The following is a 21,304-nucleotide window of genomic DNA, read 5'->3' as shown; positions in this document are numbered from 1 at the left end:
GGTCTGTCCTAATTTTGCTTAAATTTAACGGATGCTTGCATAGGAGCAACAAGCATTCCGTCTCTTACCTTTTGGAGTCCTTCATAAACAATGGTATCCCCCTCATCGAGCCCATTTACGATGATCCAAAAACCATTTATTTTTCGTCCAACGGTTACATTTTTAATTTGAACTTTATTTTTCTTATCCACGACAGCAACTTGATAGATTCCCTGTAACTCCGTTACACACCTTTGTGGAACAAGAATTGCTTCATCTGACGTTGCTACTTTTGCACGTACGGTAGCAAATAGACCTGGCCTTAAGATTCCCTCAGGGTTTGGAAATGTTGATTGAATAAGAATTGTTCCAGTTGAAGGGTCCACATTACGATCAAGAAAATCGATTTTACCTTTATGAGGATACTCAACACCATTTGCTAAGATAAGTGTTAATTCAATATTTCTCGTACTCTGTGCACTGGCCTTATCTCGTCTAAGATGAATTACATCCAGATAAGTATTTTCAGAAATAAAAAATTCAACACGTACATTTTCAAGAGATGAAACAGTATTTAGGTCACTATTATTTGAGTTACTTCCAACTAAGTCTCCGACCTTAAAACGGGTCTTACCAATAACACCTTTAATTGGAGAATAAACTTTTGTGTAACCAAGACGAACCTTAACTGATTCAAGATTTGCTTCTTCGGCCTTTAGTGCCGATTTCGCAGCATTATAACTTGCAATGGCAGCGTCGAGATCGGATCTTGCAACGGCATTCTGCTGGGCAAGTGGACGAATTCTTCTTAGGTCATTTCTTGTTTTAACAACCTGGCTCTGTGCCTTTGCAACTCGTCCCATTTGCTCCTGAACAGCGGCCTGATAGCTATCGGACTCAATTTCATAAAGAAGCTGATCCTTTTCCACAAACATACCTTCACGAAACCTTAAGGATCTTATATACCCCTCAATACGAGCGCGAATAATAATATCCTTCTCACCATAGACTTGTCCGACAAAATTATTATAGAGAGATACTGTTTCAGGTTTAACAAGATAAACTTCAACCGTTGGAGGAGAAAAGCTCACCCTATCCTTCTGACATGAAGTCAGAATACTCAAGATGAAAAGAATTAATAATAATGTAAATGAATTGCTCACTTGATACCTCTTTTGGTTTCAAGTGAGCCTATCGATTATCTATGACTTTTTTTAAAGAGAGATTCGGATAAGAAATTCTTAATTAGATTAAAGAGTCTTTTACAATCTCTAAGATATCCTTAACTAATAAAGAATTCTTCTTCTCGACACGATAAACCAACGAGATTTGATCTTTAACAATTGGAGAATCATTTATAGGAACAAGGTTCTTATAATTAGAGGCCACTCGGCTTGGAAGAAGACCTATGCCTACTCCTTCGTGTGTAAGTTTTGCGATAACTTCCAAATTATCACTTTCAATATGACCATCAATAAAGATTGAGTCATCTTTTAACTTTCTAAGTAAGTCCTGACTTTGTGCCAGTTGAGGATTATATATTAACTTATTATTCTTTCTCTTTGGACGAGCTGATTCAAATAACTTAACTTCATCAACTCCCATTTCATTAATAATTAAATCTGGATGCTTAATTGGATTAACGACAATCCCAAAATCAACTTCAAAATTGATTACCTTACCAGCAATGACACGAGAAGAGTCATGAATGAGATTGAAATTTAAACGTGGAAATTTCTCATAAATTAAAGGTAGTACATTTGGGAGAGAGTAAATTGCAACAGAAGGGTGAATTCCAACTTTAAACTCACCAACAATATCTCCTCCCTCTTGATTAAAGATATTCTTAGCATCTTGCCAGTCTTGTAAAAGCTTATTGGCACGATGATGAAACTCTTCTCCAAACTTTGTATGTTCAATACCACTTTTTAGACGAATAAAAACAGGTGCCCCCAATTCTTCCTCTAGGCGCTTTATTGAATAACTTAGGGCCGGCTGAGTTAAGCCTAGCTGCTCAGAAGCTCGCGTTACATTCTTTAACTCTGAAACCACAATAAAATTTCTCAAATCATCTAATTTTAATGACATCTCACACCTACTTTATAATTTCATTAATGAGTTTCTGATAATCCATTCCAGCAAGCTTTGCGGCCATAGCAAATTCATCTTTACTGGCCACATTAGGATTCGGATTGGCCTCAATAATATAAGGCTCTCCCTCCGGACAAACTCTTAAGTCAAGACGAGCATATCCCGTCAGTTCCAAAACTTTATAAGTTCTCTTACATATTTTTATAATTTTATCTTCTAACTCTTTCGTAATTTTCGCCAGGCCAGTTTCGATCCCTTTTTCTTGACGATATTTTATGCTCCACTTTGCTTTTTCAGAGTAGAGCTGGGCCAGTGGATTTTCGATATTATTAAAAGAGAGTTCCAAAACCGGCAGGACTTTCAACCTCTTTGTTCCCATAACTCCAACAAAGAATTCACGTCCTTCAATAAATTCCTCAACGATCACATCTTCATCGTACTTATCCATGAGATAAATAATTCTTTCAATTGCCTTCTCCGGTGTTTTAACGATTGAAGCAGAACTAATTCCCAGTGAAGCATCCTGATAAAGACATTTTACAATAAGTGGAAATTTCAACTTCTTGGATATCTTCGTCACCTTGGCCTTAGATCGACTTGTAAAAACCTGAAAGCCTGGAGTTTTAATTCGGTGATAAGAGAGAAGTTTCTTTGCTAGGGCCTTATCTCTAGCAATCATCAATCCTCGTGGATTGGCCCCTGTGTACTTAACTTTTAGTAATTCTAGATATGAAACGACATTTTGATCTAATAGGACCTTGCCATCAAACTCTTCTAAAAGATTGAAAACAATATGTGGCCTGAATTCATCAATGGCCTCTCTTAATGGCAAAAGGTCTGAATAGACACCGACAACTTTAACCTCATGACCAAGCTCATTAAGTGTTGATATAACATTGTATTCCGTTATCCACGGCTTAAATTCAAATTCTTCTTTTTGCTTATCTTCTTTAGAAATATTCGCAGGCGGGATGAGGTCCGAATGAACAAGAACTAAGACCTTTTTCTTTCTTTTATTGCTTCTTACTTTTTGGCTCACATGACTATCCTGTCACGCCCCTCTTTAAAATATTTATCAGCATGTGATAGAACAATTTCCTGTACAGTTTGAGGGCCGCACTTTTCTGGAATCATAAGTTTCTTCTTATTTGAGATATCTTCCAGATCATTTACAACAGATTCTATTTTATATTGATATTCTTTTGTCAGCAAGGAGATATCCCTCACTAGATCCTTTCTCAAGCTACCTATGAGCTTATCGAGTTCAACACCGGTAGTCTCATTCCGGCTAAGATATTGTTGAATATGTTGGATACTTCGTCGTGCCTGCGAACTCTTACGAAGTTTTCTTCTTTTTTGGAGTAGATACTCTCTTACAGTTAATTCACTTTCATCGATGCTATCGATTTCTTTATAACAAATAACATTAGGTTTCTTATTGCTTAATGATTTCATCAACTGATCAATATATTTTAATTTTCTAAGTGCTGGCCAATTTTCATAAACACGCTTCCAGTTTGAACGCGGTGTAAGCCATACTGAGAATGTCTCAGCAAAGTCTTCTTCTGGGTGCGCTTGCGCGTAATTGTCCTCTAGATGATAGACATACTTTTTAGAGAACTTCTTTGGCCCATATGAAGAAGGATAAGATTTATCGTGATCACCAAATATGGTTTTACGTTTCTTTTCATCTTTTAGAAAATAGGCATTATCCATAACGTGGCCACACTCATGTCTCATGAGCTTCATAAACCAGTCATGACCTTCACCTTCGCAAATTCCAGTGAATTCTTTTTCTAGCTCGATTAGTTTTGGATGCATTAATGAGAAAGGAATAGCAATTCCAGAAATTGCTTCAGGACAGAACCACTCATCACTTAGCCAAACCTTTGGCCTTACAAGTAGCTTCTTAGCGTCTAACTCACGTACTAGCTGATCAAGGCAAGGAGCAAACTTACTTTTTTCAAAGCAAATATCCAGCTCCCACAATTGAGCATTGAGAATGTCTTCACGACACGCATGTTCCAAATTCAATTTAATCATATCAATCTCTTCAAAGTAGAGGCGATTATAGCTCTAACTGGAAGAAATTAAAGAGATAATGAGGACCTATGAATTATTTATCGACTCATAAGTCGTTAATGCAAACCTGGCCATTGCGATTGATCTTAATCTTAAAATCAACACCTTTAATTTTTGCACGGATATGGGATAAGTGAGTATTGATTGTCTTATTTGTAACGACAACTGGGCCCCACGTCCCTAGTACCAACTCCTCAAGAGTGTAGATACGTCTTTGGCTAGAAATTAAAAAGTTTAGAACTTTAAATTCCGTCTTTGTTAATGAGATTTCCTCTTCATTGACAAAGACCGCCTGCGTGTTGGTGTTGATTCGCAAATTACGAAATCCAATCCACTCATTTTGAAAAATAAATGACATTTTTTTCTCTCCTCCCCCCTTAATTAACTAGATTAAGTGGAAGTAAGATATTTCTCAAGTAGTAAAATCAATAAGTTACGAATCTTATCGCCGCTAACAAAAATAAGTTTATTTAGGCTAACAATTACGGTTATTTGACGCATTTTTCTTTAGAGGTCGTGCAAACAAATCTGATTATTGCGATTAATACGTATTCTAAAGTCAACGCCTTTTGTTTTATGTCTTAAGTGAGTCAGGTGAGTATTGACAGTTTTATTTGCCACTTCTACATCTCCCCAAATATATTCAACTAGTTGCTCCCGTGGGTAGATCCTTTTTCCACCATTTAGCAGAAAGTAGAGAATTTTATACTCTGTCTTAGTTAATTCGACCTTGCGCTCATCAACAAATGCGATTCGCTTTTCTGGATCGAGAGATAAGTTTCGAAAGCTTAGCTGCTTTTCTACTTGGGCCTTGTCATTGTCAAAAGCGTGCATAATTATTCTCCTCTAAAGCTATACTTGAGAGAAGTTTATTCCATTGAACAAGTCCATGCTTTTGAGGTAAAAAAAGACACGTAAAGAATATTCAGTTATTAATTATTATTAATCAAAAGATAAGAGTTATTCATGAAAAATAAGAAGGCACTCTTTTGGAGTGGAGGCTTAAGCTCTCTAAGTTGCTTAAAACATTTAATAAAAGATGGTTATCCTAAGAGTGAAATCGTTCTCATTACTCTACTTTCAAAAGAGGGTAACGAAGTTGGTCATACCGGAATCCCTGAGGAGATCATTTCCCTTCAGGCCAGATATATGGGAATGAAGCTCGTTAGATTGTATAACGATGAAATGAGTAACAAGGTCATAAAGAAACTAAGTGAACAAGGTTATGAGTTCTATAGTGGCCAAAGAAATGAAGAATTCACAAAACAATCGATTTTAGCAGATATCAATATTAATACTCCTTTTATGGGCCTTGCTTATACAAAATTCCTCGAAGACCAAAACAATCGTACCATACTTACAAGTGTCGATCGTGAAGACCATCAACGCTTCCTAGGAAAAGAGCTTAAGGATATTGATATAGACTTTAATGAGATGGATATTGATACATTTGTTATCTTTGATCCCCTTATGCGAATTCGAATTCCATTTTCAAAAAATATCATTGTGGAAAGGGATAATCATTTTATCTGTAAAATAAGAAATGTCTGATGCCATAGCATCAACGTGAACCTTGAGGTTTCTTTAACATTAACTCCATACTTGCTTGCCCCTTCGACAATATAATCATTAGTGATCATATTTGGAGGTTGTATGAAGAATAAAAAGAAATTCTTATTTGTAGGTGCGCGAATTCTCATGGGTGCGACCTTACTCTTGGCCGGTGTCACCCCAGGACTTGGCCTACTCACGGAATCTCAATTTACACCAGAAGCTTTGGCCTTTATCAATTCCCTTCAGGATACAGGTTATCTTTACTACATGATTAAAGCTCTTGAAATTGTCCTAGGAACGATGTTCTTACTTAATCTCTTCGTTCCACTAACGGCCGTAATAACCGCTCCCCTAGTTATTAATATTCTGTTCTTTGAGCTCTTTCTTTGTAACTCGTATCTGATTGCACCAATTATCCTTATTGCGTGCGAGTTTATGGTTTACCGAGAGCACCGTAAGTTATTTAATTGGCTCTTTAAGTATCAAGTCCACACCCATACAAATGATCTCGATGCACCTGATATGATCATTCTCTCAGACTTAAAGGAGAAGGATCCTAAAATGTATAAGAGTGTCGTCGATTCGCAGTACTATCACAATATTTAAGACTTAATTCGATTGGGCCTATTATCTGTTTATTGACAGATAATGGGCTTCTTGTAACTATCTTTGCTAGTAAATACAGCATAAAAGGTGAACTCTGTGAAATTCAGAGACTGTCCCGCAACGGTTAGAGTCCGAGCCCTTCAATATTTCTATGTCTCGGAGGAAGATCATAAAAACACTATTTTATTACGCCACTGCATTTTTACCATTAACATCAATTGCTCAAATTACCATTAAGGCCACAAAGCTTGAAACGAGTTCAGAACGAGTAACGAGTGCCGTCACTGTTATCACTCGTGAAGAAATTGAAAATACTGATGCCACAACATTACAACAGCTACTACAAAGTAAGGCGAGCATCTTTATTGGTCAGACAGGCCAAATCGGAGCGGCTTCAAGTTTACGACTTCGCGGTTTACCGACAGGTTTTTCAAAGGTTCTCGTTGATAATATCGAGCTTACAGATCCAACTGATATCAATAACTCGTACCAAATAAACCACATCAACTTGGATAATATTGAAAGTATAGAGATCCTAAAAGGTAGTCAGTCAATTCTATACGGCTCAAATGCAATTGGTGGTGTTTTAAAAATCAATACAAAAAAAGGTATTAAGAGCTCAAGAGTTAGTGCAGAGTATGGGAGTTATAATACGGCAAAGGTTGCGGCCCAGACGAGCGGACACATGGAAAGATTAAGTTACGGATTTAATTTTTCGTACTTACAATCTGACGGATACTCTTCAGTTAATGAAGATAGACTAACAAATGCAGAAGCTGACTCTTATAAGAATCTTAGCTTCTCTTTGAATACAAGCTACCTCATTAACAACCAACTTGAGTTAAACTACCAAGCTCAATTTATCGACTCAGAAATTGAAATTGATGGATTCAACTTTGCACCTCCATTTAATCCAATTGATGTCGCAGACAATGATTTAAATAAGTACAATCAGTACAATAACTTCCTTAGTCTTAACTATAATAGTGCAGATGAAAGGTTTACTCTTACTCCTAGTATTAGGTACTCAACAATTAGAAGAGAAGATCCTCAGGGCTTCACTCCTCTATTTCGTGGGGAAGAAACAGATTTAAAACTTGATGCTACTTATGAGTTTTCAAAGAATTTAAATTCTTTCTATGGTGTTCAATACCTTAAGCAAGATGACCTGACTCTTGGTAACTATAGTGAATTATTCTCACTCTATACAACATTCAATTATGCATATAAAGATTGGTTTTCAGATATAGGGCTGCGTTTCGACAAATTCTCAACATTTAACTTAAATACTATTGCAAGCTTTGGTCTTGGTTATAACTTCACAAGAGAGCTCTCTCTTAAAGGTCATTTATCAAGTGGATACAAACTTCCAACGCTTTATCAAATCGCTAATCAACTTGAAATGCTTGACCCGACTGATAGTATTAATAGTGAACTAACTCTTTCGTATAAGAAAATTACTTATCAAGCAGAACTTACGATATTCAACTACGACCTAAAAAATCAAATCGACTACGATACGATTAACATGGGGTACTTAAATATTGCAAAGTCACAAATTCAAGGAATCGAGTTTAACTTCAACAAAGAATTTCAAAACTCATTTAGCATTGCAACCTCAGTAACAATTCAGAAGGCCACAAATAAAATTACTGACTCTGATCTTGCAAGAACACCAGAAGCACTGGCAAGCCTAGAGCTTGGCTATCAAATTAATGATAACCAGAGAATTTCAAATTGGTGGCAATACGTAGGAAAACGAGAGGACTTTGGAAGCATGCCTTCTTATGTGATTGGTAATATCAACTACGAATATCAAAATTTTAATTTCAAAATAATAAATATTCTCGATAAGGATTATGAGAATATTCGCTACTACGGGACAATGGCCCGTAGTTACTTCCTAGGCTACAAGCTCGACTTCTGATGATATTTCTTTACCATTGCAATTGCGATGGTAAAGAAAATTATTGATCCAATATTTAAGAAATAAAAGAAGTTAATCGCATTCTTTGCACCGTAGTTGTCTGCAATGGCACCAAATATAAAGTGCATAATCGCGATACTGACACCGATATAACTCATCGTTTGAGCAAGAACGACATGGTTCTTCTTTGGAAAGCTATTTGAAACCCAATCAACGATGACAGGAAAACAAAAGGACATAAATAAAGCGGTCATCGGATAGAATATATGATGAAATTGTCCTAAGCTAAAACAAATGAGACTTGTTACCAGTGAAATATAAATCAACCGATTCGACGATAACTTGATATTTAAGAAGGCAAACCCTAATCTCCCCAACATTAAGAATAGAAAGAAATAAGATAAGTAATTATTAGCGAAAATATCTGAATACTCATGGGCCTCCACCAAATAGAATTTTAATCGCGATGAAAGCATAATTTCAGAAGCAACATAGAACCCCGCAAATAGGCCAATCATAAGATTCATAAAGAAAGCATTAGGCATTGATCCATGATTTTCTTTTATTTCTTCATGGTGCGTATCATCCACAAAGAAAGAATAGATAAAAACTAAAGCACATGGAATGAGTAAGAACTTAAAGAAGTGAATCCAATCTGAATTTAAAAAGTAAAAGAGAGAAAGAATTTGAGGGGCCATTAATGAGGCCACTCCGTAGACACCATGGAGTCCTGATAAGTAGCGCCTCTTATGCTCGGCCGGCGCTCCATTATCAACCATGAAATTCATTGTAATTCCAGTAATCCCAAAACCAAATCCGGCCCAGGCACCGAAGAATAAACTCAAGTCAAAGTTGAGAAAGTCTCCACCAAGTCCAATTCCAAACGTCCCTATTCCCATCATGACCATGGCCATGCGAGTTGCCTTAACCGGGCCAAAACTTGGCAGCCAAAAAGATGTTGTCAGGTAAGCAATGAAAGAAGTGATCGACATCAAGGAAAAGATTAACGATCCCTTATCTGGTCTGATTTGAAAATATTGTAAAAGCTCAGGATAGACACTTCCGCGTCCATTATCAATAAGACTTAACGCCACAAGTGACAGATACCCTAGCGAGACATAACCAAAATTTTTCAAATCAACTTCCTTCTAATTCAAATTAAGCAATAAGTGTCTTATCTTTGAATAGAATCCAAAGTTGGTGAATTGCTCTTGTCGCAGCAAGGTGAAGCCTCTTTCTTGCAGTATTATTTGCAGGATAAAGGTCCTTATCGCAGTCTGGAATAATAACATAATCAAATTCAAGACCTCTAATTTGCTCAACAGTTGTCACATCAACACCTGGCCTTAGAGAGAAATTTTCATCAAGAACCAGTCGAATACTTCCAACTTCTTCAATTTCAGAATATAGCTCTCTTGCAATGCTTTCTTTTGAACAAATGATCGCAATTGATGCTTTCGGCTCACGATTCATTAGCTCAACTAGCGCGCTACTAATTAGCATCGAAGCATGCTCAAGATGTTGAACCGATGTTTCAATAATTGGTCCACCGTCTCTCTTCGACTCTGGAAGCTCTTTTGGCGCCAGAGGTCCAAGAACCTTGTGAGCGAAAGAAACAATTTCTTTTGGAGAACGATATGAAACATTAAGTTCTTCAACTTGCATATCATCCACATCAAGCTCAAGCGTATGACAAACGTCGTGCCATGAAGTGAACTCAAATGTGCTATCAATTTGTTGAACACTATCCCCTGCAATTGTGAAGTTTCCATCTTGATGTTTAATTTGACCAAGCATAACAAGCTCAGACTTAGATAGCTCTTGTGCCTCGTCTAAGAAAATATGACGATAAGACTTAAACTCACGGCCAAAGTATTTAAGGTGTCCAAATTGTTTTACAATAAGATAGTTAAATAATGGCAGGTCGTATTTATCAACAAATCCTGAAAGGTCTTGGCCCTGATTGGCATAATCAGAATCTTTATCTAGGCCTTGAATTTGTTTTGCCGTATAGAACTTTAAGTCATTTAACATGTGAGTCGTTACCATACGATTTGTCATCTCTGGTAGCTTCTCCATAAGCTTCGCATCAGAGAAAACATTTAAAAGCTCTTCTCTTACATTCTTGAAGCCATTTAAGATCTTCTTCACTTCAACTTTTAAAAGAGGATCACGTGTATTCTCATAAAGATTCTTAACACGTACATATAATGGACGAGTGCGATTCTTTGTAAAGAACTCAAGGTCTGTTCCCTTAAGTTTCTTTTCAATATTCAATTCTTTTACTGCCAAGTACTCATCAATCAATTCAAGAAGCTTAGGGTTTCTCTTAATTGTGGCAATTGAATCAAGTGGGTTGTCCTCAATCTTCTTAGGAACTGAGCGCATATTTTGGAAGACGATCTTTTTAATTAGATCATCAAGTGTTGAAACTCGAACTTTCTCAAGCTGTGATTCAACCAAGAGCTTCTTAGATAATTTAACAAGGCCGTTATTTGGAACGATAACCATAACCTCTTCTTGGCGAATTCCATCTTCACGACAAAGCTTTGCAATACGATAAAGAGCAACTGTCGTCTTACCAGAACCGGCCCCACCAGTGATAAGAAGCGGCTTCTTTGCACTTTGGTTAACAAGATCATACTGAGTCTTATCAAGTAGAGAAATAACTTCAGGGCCATCAAATCCAGTACGGCCACTACCAAGACTTTGGTTAGCGCTTCCTTCTCCACCAGCAAGCTTTTGTGCTGATTCATTTAGAGAGATCCACTCACTTTCTCTTAGGACGTTAGTATTACCTTCTCGGTCAATTCTTACCAGTTGTTTCTCTCTAACTGTTAGAATTGATTTCTCTAGAATATGACCTTCAATAATTCGATCATCTAAGTCGAAATCAAAGTCATCACCTTCGCCGTACTGGTAAAAGATACGTGCCATAGGAGATTTCTTCCAGTCGATGATTTTAAACTTTAATTCCTTATGTGAAAAAGGAGTGTGGCCAATGAGAAAATCCTTAAGTTTTCCATTTTGTTTAATTTTAAAATGGCCAAAGAATGGAGATTCAATATTAGGTAAACTTTGGTGTTGTTCATAGCGATCAGCGAGTTGATTTAGAAGGTTCATCTGCTGAATAATTCCAGGCAGATCATCTTCTTTACAGTTAAGAGATTCGTCTCTTAAGGCCCTAATATTGGCCGCAATATCGGCCAATGCCGCAGCATTTAAATCTGGAACTCTATCAATTAAATCAACGGTTTGCGCAAGAAAATCATTAATTTTTTGGATATATTTTTGATTTACTAATTCACTCATTCTTTATTTGCCTTTAATCATCTAGCTTGTTAGTGTTGAACTTTATTTACTATATTAATAATCAACAATTAGAGGGCCCTATTATGCCAAAAGTTATCGGATTTCACTACACATTAACGAACTCAAAGAACGAAGTTTTAGACAATTCTGCTGAACATGGTCCACTAGTTTTCTTAGAAGGTGTTGGTCAAATCATTCCAGGTCTAGAAAAAGAGATCGTCGCAATGAATATTGGTGATAAGAAAGTTATCAATGTACCAGCTGCTGACGCATACGGTAACAAAAATGATGAATTAGTAATCACTGTTCAACGCTCACAATTTCCAGAAGATGCACAATTAAATATCGGTGACGTATTTCAAGTTAACCAAGATCAAGGTCTTCCTCCATTTGCAGTTATTGCAATTGAAGGCGATGAAGTTACTTTAGATGGTAACCACCCTCTTGCAGGTGAAGATCTAAACTTTGATATCGAAATCACTGAAGTAAGAGAAGCGACTGAAACAGAAGTTGCCCATGGTCACGCTCATGGACAAGGTGGATGTGGTCACTAATCAATCTTTACCTTTCTTAAGTTAAAAGATCGCATAGATCCTTACTAAAATTAATTTATCGATTATTGATTTGAGTGAGGATTCTATGTGGGGTTTAAATTTAAGAAAGTCTCTCGCGTTTTCTCTATGTGCGAGTTCATTTCTTTATTCTAATTCAATTTCAGCAAAGAACCTCGGTGACAATTTTGAGCTATACGGAAAAATTTCAATGGCGGCCATTGGCCAAGCCGGAGCTCAATCATTAAATAATAACTCTTCTCGATTTGGGTTTAAATATAAGAGAGATGACCTACTCGAGAAGTTCACCACTGGTCTTCGTGCTGAGTTTGGAATCAATACCAGCAATACGAGCCAAAATATACAGAGTATCCCGAACACAACGGGACGATTTCAAGTAGACAATACTAGCGACCGGCCCTTCTCAACGAGGCTTGCTTATCTTTGGATAGAGAGAGGAGATTTTAATGCAACTCTTGGGAAGAACTGGTCTGTCTGGTATGACGTTACAGAAATGACTGACATTTTTATGGTTACGGGAGCCTTCGCCTCCTCTACCTACACGGCCAACAGTGAAGTCATTGGGACATCACGCGGTGTCGATCTTTTAGAGGCCCGCTACAAACTTGGTGACTTTCACTTTGGTGCACAGACAAAATTTACCGGTGATGAAACCGCTGACTACGACTCTGATGGAGATGGTATTGACGATGCTGTCCTTACCCTTGAGCACTCGATTGCTGCTTCTCTTCGCTATATCAAAAAGAATTTTAAAATTGGTCTCGCTGCCATAAACCTCAATTCAAATAATAATGGAATTGAACATGCTAAGCTGTCGGTAACTGCTGGTGCTCAATACTATTTTGATCATCTCTTTCTTGCGGCAATTTACGGTGATACTAAAGATCTTGAACTCATTGATGGAAGATTTGTTACTTCTGAAAATATCGAGGCCATTCTTGGTTGGCGCTTTAATCTATATCACCAAGTTATGCTTGGTTATAATTGGCAAATTTCGGATGAAAAAGGACTCGATGATTATGAGATGTCTAAGATACTTGGTTCTTATATTTTCACTAACGGTCTTTATCAATTAGGAATGGAATTTGTTTTGGATGATAGCGTGGAAGCAAACGGAATGCGCCCAAAGAACCATCAGTTCATTTTAGGCGCGACCATGTATTTCTAATAATTTTCAGGTGGTACTTTTTTAAACATAAAGGCCGGTATTACACTTGAAACAAGAGTGTAGATAACAAGACCTGAAATAATCTCTAAAGGAACTTCAAAGCGCTCCCTAGCAATTTGGGCCATAACTAAACCAAAGATTAAAGTTGGTAGTAAAGAAACTGTAATCTCTTTGCGGTCTGGCCAGAAATCCTGCATGAAGAATTTCATATTTGAGTATGTGTTAAAAATTCTTAAAGGAATGAAAATTCCTAAGAAAGCTAGTCCAATATAAAGTCCGTCTAGTGTAAATAGATCTTGCGTAAAGCCAATACCGGCCTTAAAGAAATAAAATGGAATGAAGAAAGAGAAGAACATTTGTAAGTTCTTTAAAATTTCTTCTGACTTTTCTGACTTACCAAAGTGCTTAAATTCTGAAGCAATAAATCCAACAAGGAAAGCACCAACAAGATAGTAAGTTCCGATTTTCTTTGTGATCACTCCGCAGATAAGGGCCGTAAGAATTAAGAAACCAACTTCTGAATCCTTGGCATATGGAGCGATATATTTGAAAAATAATTTATAAGATAGAGGTAAGAAAATACTGAGGGCAACTAAAATAAGGGTAGAACTACCAAGGTTTACTAAACTCTCCGACTGAAGAGTAATAAATAGCAGTAAGATGGCAGAGATCTCCTTAGAAATTGCTTTTGAACGAATCCAATACTCTTGCCCTTCACTAAATCCATAATTCTTTAGAGAGTTTAAAATAAAACCAGTTGAAGGAGTCATAATCCCTAGAGCAATTAAAGTTGCTGCACGAAAGCCAATTGAGAAGAATAAGTGAATGATGAATGCCACAACGAGTGTTATCGACATTGTCTGTGCCACTCCTCCTAAAAGCTCCTTCCAATTTTGCTTAAGTTCTTCGAACTCAACTTCAAAACCTGCGAATAAGAATAAAGAAGTGATCCCTAGACGAGAAAGCATAAGAAGAAGGTCATCACCTTGAAACCAGCCAAGACCAAGCCCTGCTCCAATTCCTAAAAAGATTGATGAAATACCAATCGGAATTTGAAAGCGAAGTAAAAGTTTTGGAAGAATGAGAAGAATTGTGAACAGTAGTAAGTACTGCACTTCCGTATTCTGCAAGTTAATCATTATTGTCTCTCCATGTATTCAACGTATGAACCCGGGAAGATGCGAACTTCCCCCTTATCCACTTCATAAACATTTTCTGCTAATTCGCTCAGAAAGTGTCTATCGTGGGATACAAACATCACTGTTCCCTCATAACGTTTTAGTGCATCCAGTAGAACCTCTCTTGATTTAATATCAAGGTGGTTTGTCGGCTCATCTAGAACTAAGAAATTATTATTTTGTGAAAGGAGTACGGCCATCACAAGGCGAGACTTCTCCCCTCCAGATAGGTACTTAACCTTCTTATCAACGTCTTGGCCTCTGAATAAGAAGGCCGCAAGTAGGTTTCTAATATAGCCATCACTTGCTGTAGGAAGATCCTTTCTCACTTCATCAAAAACACTTGCTTCAGGGTTTAAAACCTCAAGTGAATACTGAGAGAAGTAACCGATCTTAATACTTGGGCCAATAGCAACGCTACCAGCAGTTGGCTCCGTATGAGCAGTAATACATTTTAAAAGTGTCGACTTACCGGCACCGTTAACTCCAACAACTGCAATTTTATTTGTTCTTTTAACTGTTGTTGATAGGCCATGAAAGACTTCATGTGCACTACCGTCAGATAGTGGCCATGATTTTGAAAGGTCTTTGATAATAACAACATCATCCCCACCTCTTGGAGGCGTTGGGAATTGAAAATTAATTGTTTCTTCTTCGGCCGGAACTTCAATACGATCAATCTTTTCTAGCTTCTTAACACGAGATTGAACTTGGGCCGCGTGTGAAGCACGTGCCTTAAATTTTGCAATAAACTCTTCTTCTTTTGCTAGCATATCAGCTTGGCGAGAAGCTTGAGCAATTAATTGTTCACGACGTAGGTCTCTTTCCTTCTCATAGAAGTCATAGTTTCCTGTATAAGTCGTGATCCTTTTATGAGCGATTTCAACAATCTTATTACAAACATTATTCATGAAATCACGATCGTGGGTTGTCATAAAGATCCCACCTTTGAAATTCTTTAACCACTCCTCAAGCCATAGGATAGATTCCATATCAAGATAGTTGGTTGGCTCATCCATTAAGATTAGTTCTGGATTGATAACGAGAACACGGGCAAGAGCAATACGCATCTTCCATCCACCAGAGAAGTCTTCGATCATCTTATTATGATCAACTGGCATAATCCCTAGACCAGTTAGCACTTCTTCTGCGCGTGTTTCGAGATCGTATCCACCACGCTTTTCAAACTCCGATTGAACATCACCCATTTTCATTAGGACATCATTCATTTCATCGTCGCTCATATTAGCGCAGTCTACTAGCTTTTCTTCATACTCTTTAAGCTTAACCCCAAGTTCAGAAATCTTTACGTCACCAGACATAACAACTTCTTTGGCCGTCTGACCTGCCATCTCCCCAACTTTTTGAGAGAAGTAGGCCCAGCGAAGCTTATCAGGAAAAGAGACTTGTCCCTCATCAGGCTTCTCTTCACCAATAATCATACGAAATAGAGTTGTTTTTCCTGCACCGTTTGGACCAACAAGCCCAACTTTTTCACCAGGATTTATTTGAAAGGTTCCGCCACTATATAGGGTTTCACTACTTTGAATTTTAGAAATATTGGAAACATTTAACATATGTGATAAATCCCACTCAACGTTTTGTATTTATTTAGCTATTTAATCTGAATATACGAATTAGTTCAGTCTAGCATGCCACTTCTAAATCTGTCTTTAATATTCGACACTTTTAACGCATTTAATCGTTTGGAAATCAGCTATTTGGCCTTATAATTTCGCTATGACTTTAGATAATATATTCGTCGACACACAGGGTGATATTAAGAAATCAGTATATGTAATACTTGTGCTGATTTTGTTTTATTTAACAAATCATATTTTCTCTTTCATCTTAAAGAAAACAAGCTCAATTAATATTGAAACCAAAAGACGATATGTTGTTAATACGAATATTTCTTTAACGATTATCTTCGTTTTTATAACGCTCTATATCTATTCAACTGAGCTAAAGAACCTCGCCTTCTCTCTTGCGGCCCTAATGGTAGCCATCGTCCTTATAACAAAGGAATTATCTCTAAATATCATGGGTGGTATTTATAAGACTTTCTCTGGTGGCTTTATTATCGGTGACACAATTGAAATCGAAGGAAAGCGTGGAAGTGTTATTGATCGCGACCTCTTTACAACAACGCTCTTAGAAGTTGGGCCAAATAAGACGTCTCACAATTATACGGGACGCTCAATAATTGTTCCCAATTCTATTTTTTTAACGAATCGAGTAACAAACGAGTCATTCCTAAAAAGTTTCGTTCTCCATACTTTTAAAGTGATCCTCTCTCCTGATTGTGACTGGGAAAAGGCGGAGAAAATTCTTCTTGAGAGATCCGAGTTCTACTGTTCCGAGTACTTTGAGCAGGCCCAAGTTGTGCTAAATAAGCTATTTACAAAGTCTCACTTAGAAACGCCGATCTTAAAGCCTCGTGTTCAAATCAACTTCACAAGCAAAGATGAAATTGAGCTAAATGTGCGAATTACGGCACCAGCAAGGACGAAAGGATCTGTTGAGCAGAAAATTCTTAAAGATTTCTTACGTGAGTTTTATAAGTAAGCATCTGGTGCCAAACTGTCTCTAGACGGTCTATTTCAATATAAGATATTTATCTTCTACAATTTCAGTAGGGAGAAATTATGACGAAGAATATCTTAAGATTGTTACTATTTGTGACTATTTCAATTACATGTATCCAGGCAAGTGGAGCTCCAACAGAGCTGGCCCCATTTGATCAAGCGGGCTCATACTTTGATGAAGACCAAGGTCTTATTATCGGCAGTGATGGACTAAAGTACTGGCACCAAACTAATAATACAATGAAGAATGAAAATGGTGTTATTTTCAAGTTCAGACTCTTCTCAATTAAGGCATCTGATGGAAAAAGATATAAGAAGGCCTCAAGATCTCATATCAAAGAGAACTGGGAACTCAAGCGCTATCCAGTAAAACTTAGTCAACGCATGCTTACAATCAGAGAAGATGCAGGAGTTGATTTTAAAGAGCTATCTAATGCTATTGAAAATGGTGATAGCATTTACCTTTCAAAGCAAGAAAGAGATTCTCTATCGGCTTACTTAAGGGTTAGACAACATGAGCAAGACAGCTGGGATGGAAGCTTTAGAACAAATCGTACAGGTCAAACAACTTGTACAACTGTTGGTATGAATACTGTTTGTACGACGACATCATATTAAAAAAATAGCCTTCGTAAGAAGGCCTTTTTTTATTTTTAATTTAAATCTTTATTTAACTTTTTGAATTCTTCACCAATTCGTATCTCAAGTTTCTTATCTGATTCATTGAACTCTTTTACGATTGCATCAGTCGTTGTTAAACGAAATGCAAAAACTGGAAGCTTATTGGCCTTATTATTCTTATACTCTTTATCCATTGTCTTCATATGCTTTAGACGATCATCAAGGAAGAATACTGCTTTATACTTCTTTTCAAGTCCTGGGCGGTTAATTAAGTGAGTCAGCATTTGTCCTTTATTAAGGCCAGAAGTCATAAAAACGCCATCAGCATAGCGTACTTCTCTTCCGTAAAGCTTCGTAATAAATGGAAGCCTTGGAGCATTGGCCTTCTTTAGATCAATTCCACTCTTATTAAGTTCACGAATTGTTGCAGGATAATTAACAGGTCCTCTTGAAGTAATTGAAGCGACGCCGTAGCCAGACTCTTGTAGTTTTTCAATTAGACTTGGAATTTCTTTTTCAACAAGAATCATATCAGAAATAAATGTTGCCTTATAAGAATAATCCAAAAGCCCACGAACAGACTTAGCAATACAGTGAACAGGACAACCCTTCTTTATTTGATCATTCTGCCAACCATACCATTGGTCACTTCCAAAACTCGTTTTAAATCTTAGAAGAGTGTTATCAATATCGTAAACAACAAGGACATCGCTTGTTTTAAGTTTATTCTTCTTCGTGTACTCAACGATCTTCTTGTAGAAATTCGTGTGGGAAGAGATCTCTTGATATGAAAGTGCGCTGAATGTGATCAGAATTGAAATAATTAACTTCATCTTGTCTCCTTTTCTTGACCAGCAAGCATACCAGTATCGGAGGCAAAATAAAAGCCTTCCATTACGGAAGGCTTTACGTGACTTTATATACAGAAAGTATGTTTATATTAAGTGATTAAGACGCCATATCGTCGTAGTCCATCCACGCATCATTTGGATCGAGGATTTCCATATCTTTATGTGGCATCTTCTTCTTATTAAGCATCTTCTCTTTCTTCTTCTGTACCTGCTTTTCAATCTTAGCAACAACAAGATCAATGGTCTTATATAGGCTATCAGAGTGAGCTTTTGCATGATAGTCAAACTTAGGTCCAATTACTTCGACCTCAGCGTAATGCTCGCGACCATCCCTTACTTCGCAACTCCATTTCAGATGAAGATTTCCATCAAGGTACTTGGCAATTTTAGCTGATTTCTCTTGGATTCTCTCATCAAGTGCTGGCGTGTGCTCAAGGTGTCTAAAACTTACTGTTACTTTCATAAAATACGTTCTCCTCTATGTGTATAGTATCTTGGGTAAACCTATCGGCAGTTTCTCCAAAATATCGAGCTATTTTACTTTTCTTTTTGATGACGACAAAATCCCAAGCATTTCTCTATACTTAGCGACTGTACGTCTCGCAACCTTCACATCTTCTTGGCTCAAAAGGTCGGCAATCTTTTGATCCGATAAAGGCTTCTTCTCATTTTCGTTATCGATAAGTTCCTTAATTTTTAGTTTAAGAACTTCACCTGCAACGTCGATTCCACCCTTGTCTCCACCAATTCCTGCATTGAAAAAATACTTTAATTCAAATAGGCCAATTGGTGTGTGCATATACTTATTTGAAGTAGCACGAGAAACTGTCGACTCGTGAACTCCCAGCTCATTAGCAACATCTTTAAGAACCATTGGTTTTAAAAACTTCGGTCCCTTTTTAAAAAACTGCTGCTGCTTTTTCACAATTGACTTTGCCACAAGATCAATTGTTCGCTGTCTCTTATTTATAGACTTTATTAGCCATAAAGCCGACTTAAGTTTTTCTTCTACAAATTCTTTAGCTTCTTTATTTTTCAGGGATTCTGCTTGATTAAGCATATCCTGATACATTTTAGAAATTCTTAATCTTGGTACACCATCGTCGTTAACCTGAACAACGAACTCTCCACCAACTTCAACAACAAAAACATCAGGAGTTACATAGTGAGTATCTCCACCACCAACAAGGCGACCAGGCTTTGGGTGAAAATTATGAAGCAGTTTAGCTGTTTCAATAATCTGCTCTTCCGACACTCCAGTGTCTGCAGTAATTTTTTTATAATCTCTATTTTTTAGATTTGTTAAATGGAAACGAATAATCTTTTCAAGTAGTGGTGAACGCTCTTCTGCAATTCTTGCTTGCGCAAGAAGACAGTCAACTAAGTCTTGAGCACCACAACCAACTGGATCGAGACGTTGAACAACTTCTAAAATATGAAGAGAGTGTTCACGATCAAGATTCCCTTTTTCAATAAGCTCATCAAATGCACATGAAAGGTAGCCATCATCATTGATATTTCCAATGATCTCAATAGCAAAATCAATCTCTTGATCATCAAGATTTTCCATACGAAGTTGCCACTCGAGGTGTTCTGCAAGAGATTCACTCTTAGAAACCATATTCTCGTAATTAGGCATATCATCAGGACTTAGAGAAGGTGCGGCCATATTTGGCTCATAAGTTGTCGAGTTATAACTATCGACATACTTTTGCCAATCCATATCGTCGCCACTACTCATCATGGCCTCTTCTTTAAAATCGTCGGCCTTGGCTTCTTTTGTTTGATTTTCTAATTTATCAAGTTTGTAATCACTTTCACCAGGTGAGAACTCTTCCAGCATTGGGTTTTCAACCATCTCCTTAGCGATAACATCTGTCATTTCTAAATGGCTTAATGTCAGTAGTTTAATCGCCTGCTGAAGCTGCGGCGTCATCACGAGCTGTTGAGTTTGACTGAGATTCTGCGAAAGTTTTGTGGCCATATTGGTTCCTTATTTCTTAGTAACCAGACCAGCTTATTTGCTTAGGTCTAGCTACATTCTAAATTCTTCACCAAGATAGAACTTCCTTGCTCTTTCGTTGTTTACAATTTCATCCGGTGTCCCACTTACAAGTAATTCTCCACTACTCATAATAAACGCTCGATCAACTACTCCTAATGTTTCCCTTACGTTGTGGTCGGTGATCAAGACACCGATATTCCTTCTCTTTAGGCTGTTAATAACACTTTGAATGTCATTAACTGCTAATGGGTCAACTCCAGCAAAAGGCTCATCGAGAAGAACAAACTTAGGCTCAAGTGCCAGTGTTCGTGCAATCTCAACTCTTCTTCTTTCACCACCGGAAAGAGCTGAACCAAGAGATTTTCTAATATGTCCAAGTCCAAAATCTGCTATCAAGTTATCAAGAAGTGTCTTCTTCTTGGCCCTTGGTAAGTCTCGGTTTTCTAGAACCGAAAAGATATTGGCCTCAACCGTTAAATCTCTAAAGATGCTGGCCTCTTGTGGAAGATAGCCGACACCCTTTAATGCCCTAATATGAATTGGTTGTTCAGTTAAGTCTTCGCCAGATAAATCAATTTTTCCTTCATCTGCCTTAACCAGCCCTACCATCATATAAAACGATGTTGTTTTACCTGCACCGTTTGGGCCGAGTAGTCCTACAACTTCTCCTTGCTTAACATCGATGCTTACGCCTTTAACGACTTCTCTGCCGCCATAGACTTTCTTTAAACCATGAGCTGATAATTGTGCGATTTCTTCAACCATGCTGC

The 21,304-nt window shown here is 37.4% G+C and carries 21 protein-coding genes and 1 riboswitch; of the genes, 7 read left to right on the top strand and 14 right to left on the bottom strand.

Going from position 1 to position 21,304, the window contains the following annotated elements; translation table 11 throughout:
- Positions 1–8 precede the first annotated feature (8 nt).
- The 6 genes from ABMA79_RS01350 to ABMA79_RS01325 all read right to left on the bottom strand — a co-directional run bounded on the left by ABMA79_RS01350 (position 9) and on the right by ABMA79_RS01325 (position 4,986).
- Positions 9–1,070 carry an efflux RND transporter periplasmic adaptor subunit gene (locus ABMA79_RS01350; RefSeq protein WP_393089606.1) on the bottom strand — a complete coding sequence of 354 codons (1,062 nt, stop codon included), beginning with the start codon at positions 1,068–1,070 and terminating at the stop codon, positions 9–11.
- A gap of 154 nt (positions 1,071–1,224) precedes the next feature.
- On the bottom strand, positions 1,225–2,067 hold the full coding sequence (locus tag ABMA79_RS01345; protein ID WP_392857088.1) for a LysR family transcriptional regulator: 843 nt from the start codon (positions 2,065–2,067) through the stop codon (positions 1,225–1,227).
- Between the two features lie 7 nt (positions 2,068–2,074).
- Positions 2,075–3,109: an ATP-grasp domain-containing protein gene (locus ABMA79_RS01340; RefSeq protein WP_393089603.1), complete on the bottom strand. Its 1,035-nt coding sequence runs from the start codon at positions 3,107–3,109 to the stop codon at positions 2,075–2,077.
- Positions 3,106–4,113: a putative zinc-binding metallopeptidase gene (locus tag ABMA79_RS01335; RefSeq protein WP_393089601.1), complete on the bottom strand. Its 1,008-nt coding sequence runs from the start codon at positions 4,111–4,113 to the stop codon at positions 3,106–3,108. The genes ABMA79_RS01340 and ABMA79_RS01335 overlap by 4 nt, the downstream gene beginning before the upstream one ends.
- 85 nt (positions 4,114–4,198) lie before the next feature.
- A complete protein-coding gene (locus ABMA79_RS01330) occupies positions 4,199–4,510 on the bottom strand; it encodes a winged helix-turn-helix domain-containing protein (RefSeq protein ID WP_392857095.1) in 312 nt (103 codons plus the stop codon).
- A 149-nt stretch (positions 4,511–4,659) separates the two neighbouring features.
- Complete coding sequence (locus ABMA79_RS01325) at positions 4,660–4,986, bottom strand: winged helix-turn-helix domain-containing protein (RefSeq protein ID WP_393089598.1); 327 nt, start codon at positions 4,984–4,986, stop codon at positions 4,660–4,662.
- A gap of 132 nt (positions 4,987–5,118) precedes the next feature.
- Here ABMA79_RS01325 and ABMA79_RS01320 point away from each other — a divergent pair, with 132 nt between their 5' ends.
- From ABMA79_RS01320 to ABMA79_RS01310, 3 genes are all read left to right on the top strand, one after another.
- Complete coding sequence (locus ABMA79_RS01320) at positions 5,119–5,703, top strand: hypothetical protein (RefSeq protein WP_393089596.1); 585 nt, start codon at positions 5,119–5,121, stop codon at positions 5,701–5,703.
- 102 nt (positions 5,704–5,805) lie between these two features.
- Entirely contained in the window at positions 5,806–6,312 is a 507-nt protein-coding gene (locus ABMA79_RS01315) for a hypothetical protein (protein WP_393089593.1), read from the top strand.
- Positions 6,313–6,337: 25 nt separating this feature from the next.
- Positions 6,338–6,473: riboswitch (cobalamin riboswitch) on the top strand.
- Positions 6,464–8,239 (top strand): TonB-dependent receptor plug domain-containing protein, encoded by a 1,776-nt coding sequence (locus ABMA79_RS01310; protein WP_393089591.1) that lies wholly within the window; start codon positions 6,464–6,466, stop codon positions 8,237–8,239. Its footprint overlaps the riboswitch before it by 10 nt.
- Here the strand turns inward: ABMA79_RS01310 and ABMA79_RS01305 are convergent.
- Together ABMA79_RS01305 and ABMA79_RS01300 are read right to left on the bottom strand one after the other, a co-directional pair.
- Entirely contained in the window at positions 8,221–9,375 is a 1,155-nt protein-coding gene (locus ABMA79_RS01305) for an MFS transporter (RefSeq protein ID WP_393089588.1), read from the bottom strand. The genes ABMA79_RS01310 and ABMA79_RS01305 overlap by 19 nt on opposite strands.
- Positions 9,376–9,397: 22 nt before the next feature.
- Complete coding sequence (locus tag ABMA79_RS01300; protein ID WP_393089586.1) at positions 9,398–11,551, bottom strand: UvrD-helicase domain-containing protein; 2,154 nt, start codon at positions 11,549–11,551, stop codon at positions 9,398–9,400.
- A gap of 83 nt (positions 11,552–11,634) precedes the next feature.
- On the opposite strand from ABMA79_RS01300, the gene ABMA79_RS01295 reads away from it, so the two are divergent.
- Positions 11,635–12,105, top strand: a complete 471-nt coding sequence (locus ABMA79_RS01295; protein WP_392857108.1) for a peptidylprolyl isomerase — start codon at positions 11,635–11,637, stop codon at positions 12,103–12,105.
- 85 nt (positions 12,106–12,190) lie between these two features.
- Positions 12,191–13,291 (top strand): porin, encoded by a 1,101-nt coding sequence (locus ABMA79_RS01290; RefSeq protein WP_393089584.1) that lies wholly within the window; start codon positions 12,191–12,193, stop codon positions 13,289–13,291.
- Here the strand turns inward: ABMA79_RS01290 and ABMA79_RS01285 are convergent.
- Positions 13,288–14,430, bottom strand: coding sequence for a cation:proton antiporter (locus tag ABMA79_RS01285; RefSeq protein WP_392857120.1), 1,143 nt, complete (start codon positions 14,428–14,430; stop codon positions 13,288–13,290). The genes ABMA79_RS01290 and ABMA79_RS01285 overlap by 4 nt on opposite strands.
- A complete protein-coding gene (locus ABMA79_RS01280) occupies positions 14,430–16,046 on the bottom strand; it encodes an ABC-F family ATP-binding cassette domain-containing protein (RefSeq protein WP_393056538.1) in 1,617 nt (538 codons plus the stop codon). Before ABMA79_RS01280 ends, ABMA79_RS01285 begins: the two co-directional genes overlap by 1 nt.
- 163 nt (positions 16,047–16,209) lie before the next feature.
- Here ABMA79_RS01280 and ABMA79_RS01275 point away from each other — a divergent pair, with 163 nt between their 5' ends.
- Positions 16,210–17,037, top strand: a complete 828-nt coding sequence (locus tag ABMA79_RS01275) for a mechanosensitive ion channel domain-containing protein (protein ID WP_393089581.1) — start codon at positions 16,210–16,212, stop codon at positions 17,035–17,037.
- Positions 17,038–17,117: 80 nt separating this feature from the next.
- Complete coding sequence (locus ABMA79_RS01270; RefSeq protein WP_393089579.1) at positions 17,118–17,675, top strand: hypothetical protein; 558 nt, start codon at positions 17,118–17,120, stop codon at positions 17,673–17,675.
- 35 nt (positions 17,676–17,710) lie between these two features.
- Here ABMA79_RS01270 and ABMA79_RS01265 read toward each other — a convergent pair whose 3' ends face one another.
- From ABMA79_RS01265 to lptB, 4 genes are all read right to left on the bottom strand, one after another.
- Complete coding sequence (locus ABMA79_RS01265) at positions 17,711–18,511, bottom strand: DUF2608 domain-containing protein (RefSeq protein WP_392857126.1); 801 nt, start codon at positions 18,509–18,511, stop codon at positions 17,711–17,713.
- A gap of 115 nt (positions 18,512–18,626) precedes the next feature.
- Positions 18,627–18,992: a ribosome hibernation-promoting factor, HPF/YfiA family gene (hpf, locus tag ABMA79_RS01260; RefSeq protein ID WP_021266419.1), complete on the bottom strand. Its 366-nt coding sequence runs from the start codon at positions 18,990–18,992 to the stop codon at positions 18,627–18,629.
- A 69-nt stretch (positions 18,993–19,061) separates the two neighbouring features.
- On the bottom strand, positions 19,062–20,513 hold the full coding sequence (gene rpoN / locus ABMA79_RS01255) for an RNA polymerase factor sigma-54 (RefSeq protein ID WP_393089576.1): 1,452 nt from the start codon (positions 20,511–20,513) through the stop codon (positions 19,062–19,064).
- Positions 20,514–20,564: 51 nt separating this feature from the next.
- The gene (gene lptB / locus ABMA79_RS01250) at positions 20,565–21,299 is read right to left on the bottom strand and encodes an LPS export ABC transporter ATP-binding protein (protein WP_392857130.1); all 735 of its coding nucleotides are present in this window, start codon (positions 21,297–21,299) and stop codon (positions 20,565–20,567) included.
- Positions 21,300–21,304: the final 5 nt, after the last annotated feature.

The organism is Halobacteriovorax sp. HFRX-2_2, assembly GCF_043196705.1.
Lineage (GTDB): Bacteria > Bdellovibrionota > Bacteriovoracia > Bacteriovoracales > Bacteriovoracaceae > Halobacteriovorax_A.
The sequence above is the reverse complement of the archived record's forward strand: the minus strand, read 5'-3'. Positions and strand labels throughout refer to the sequence as shown.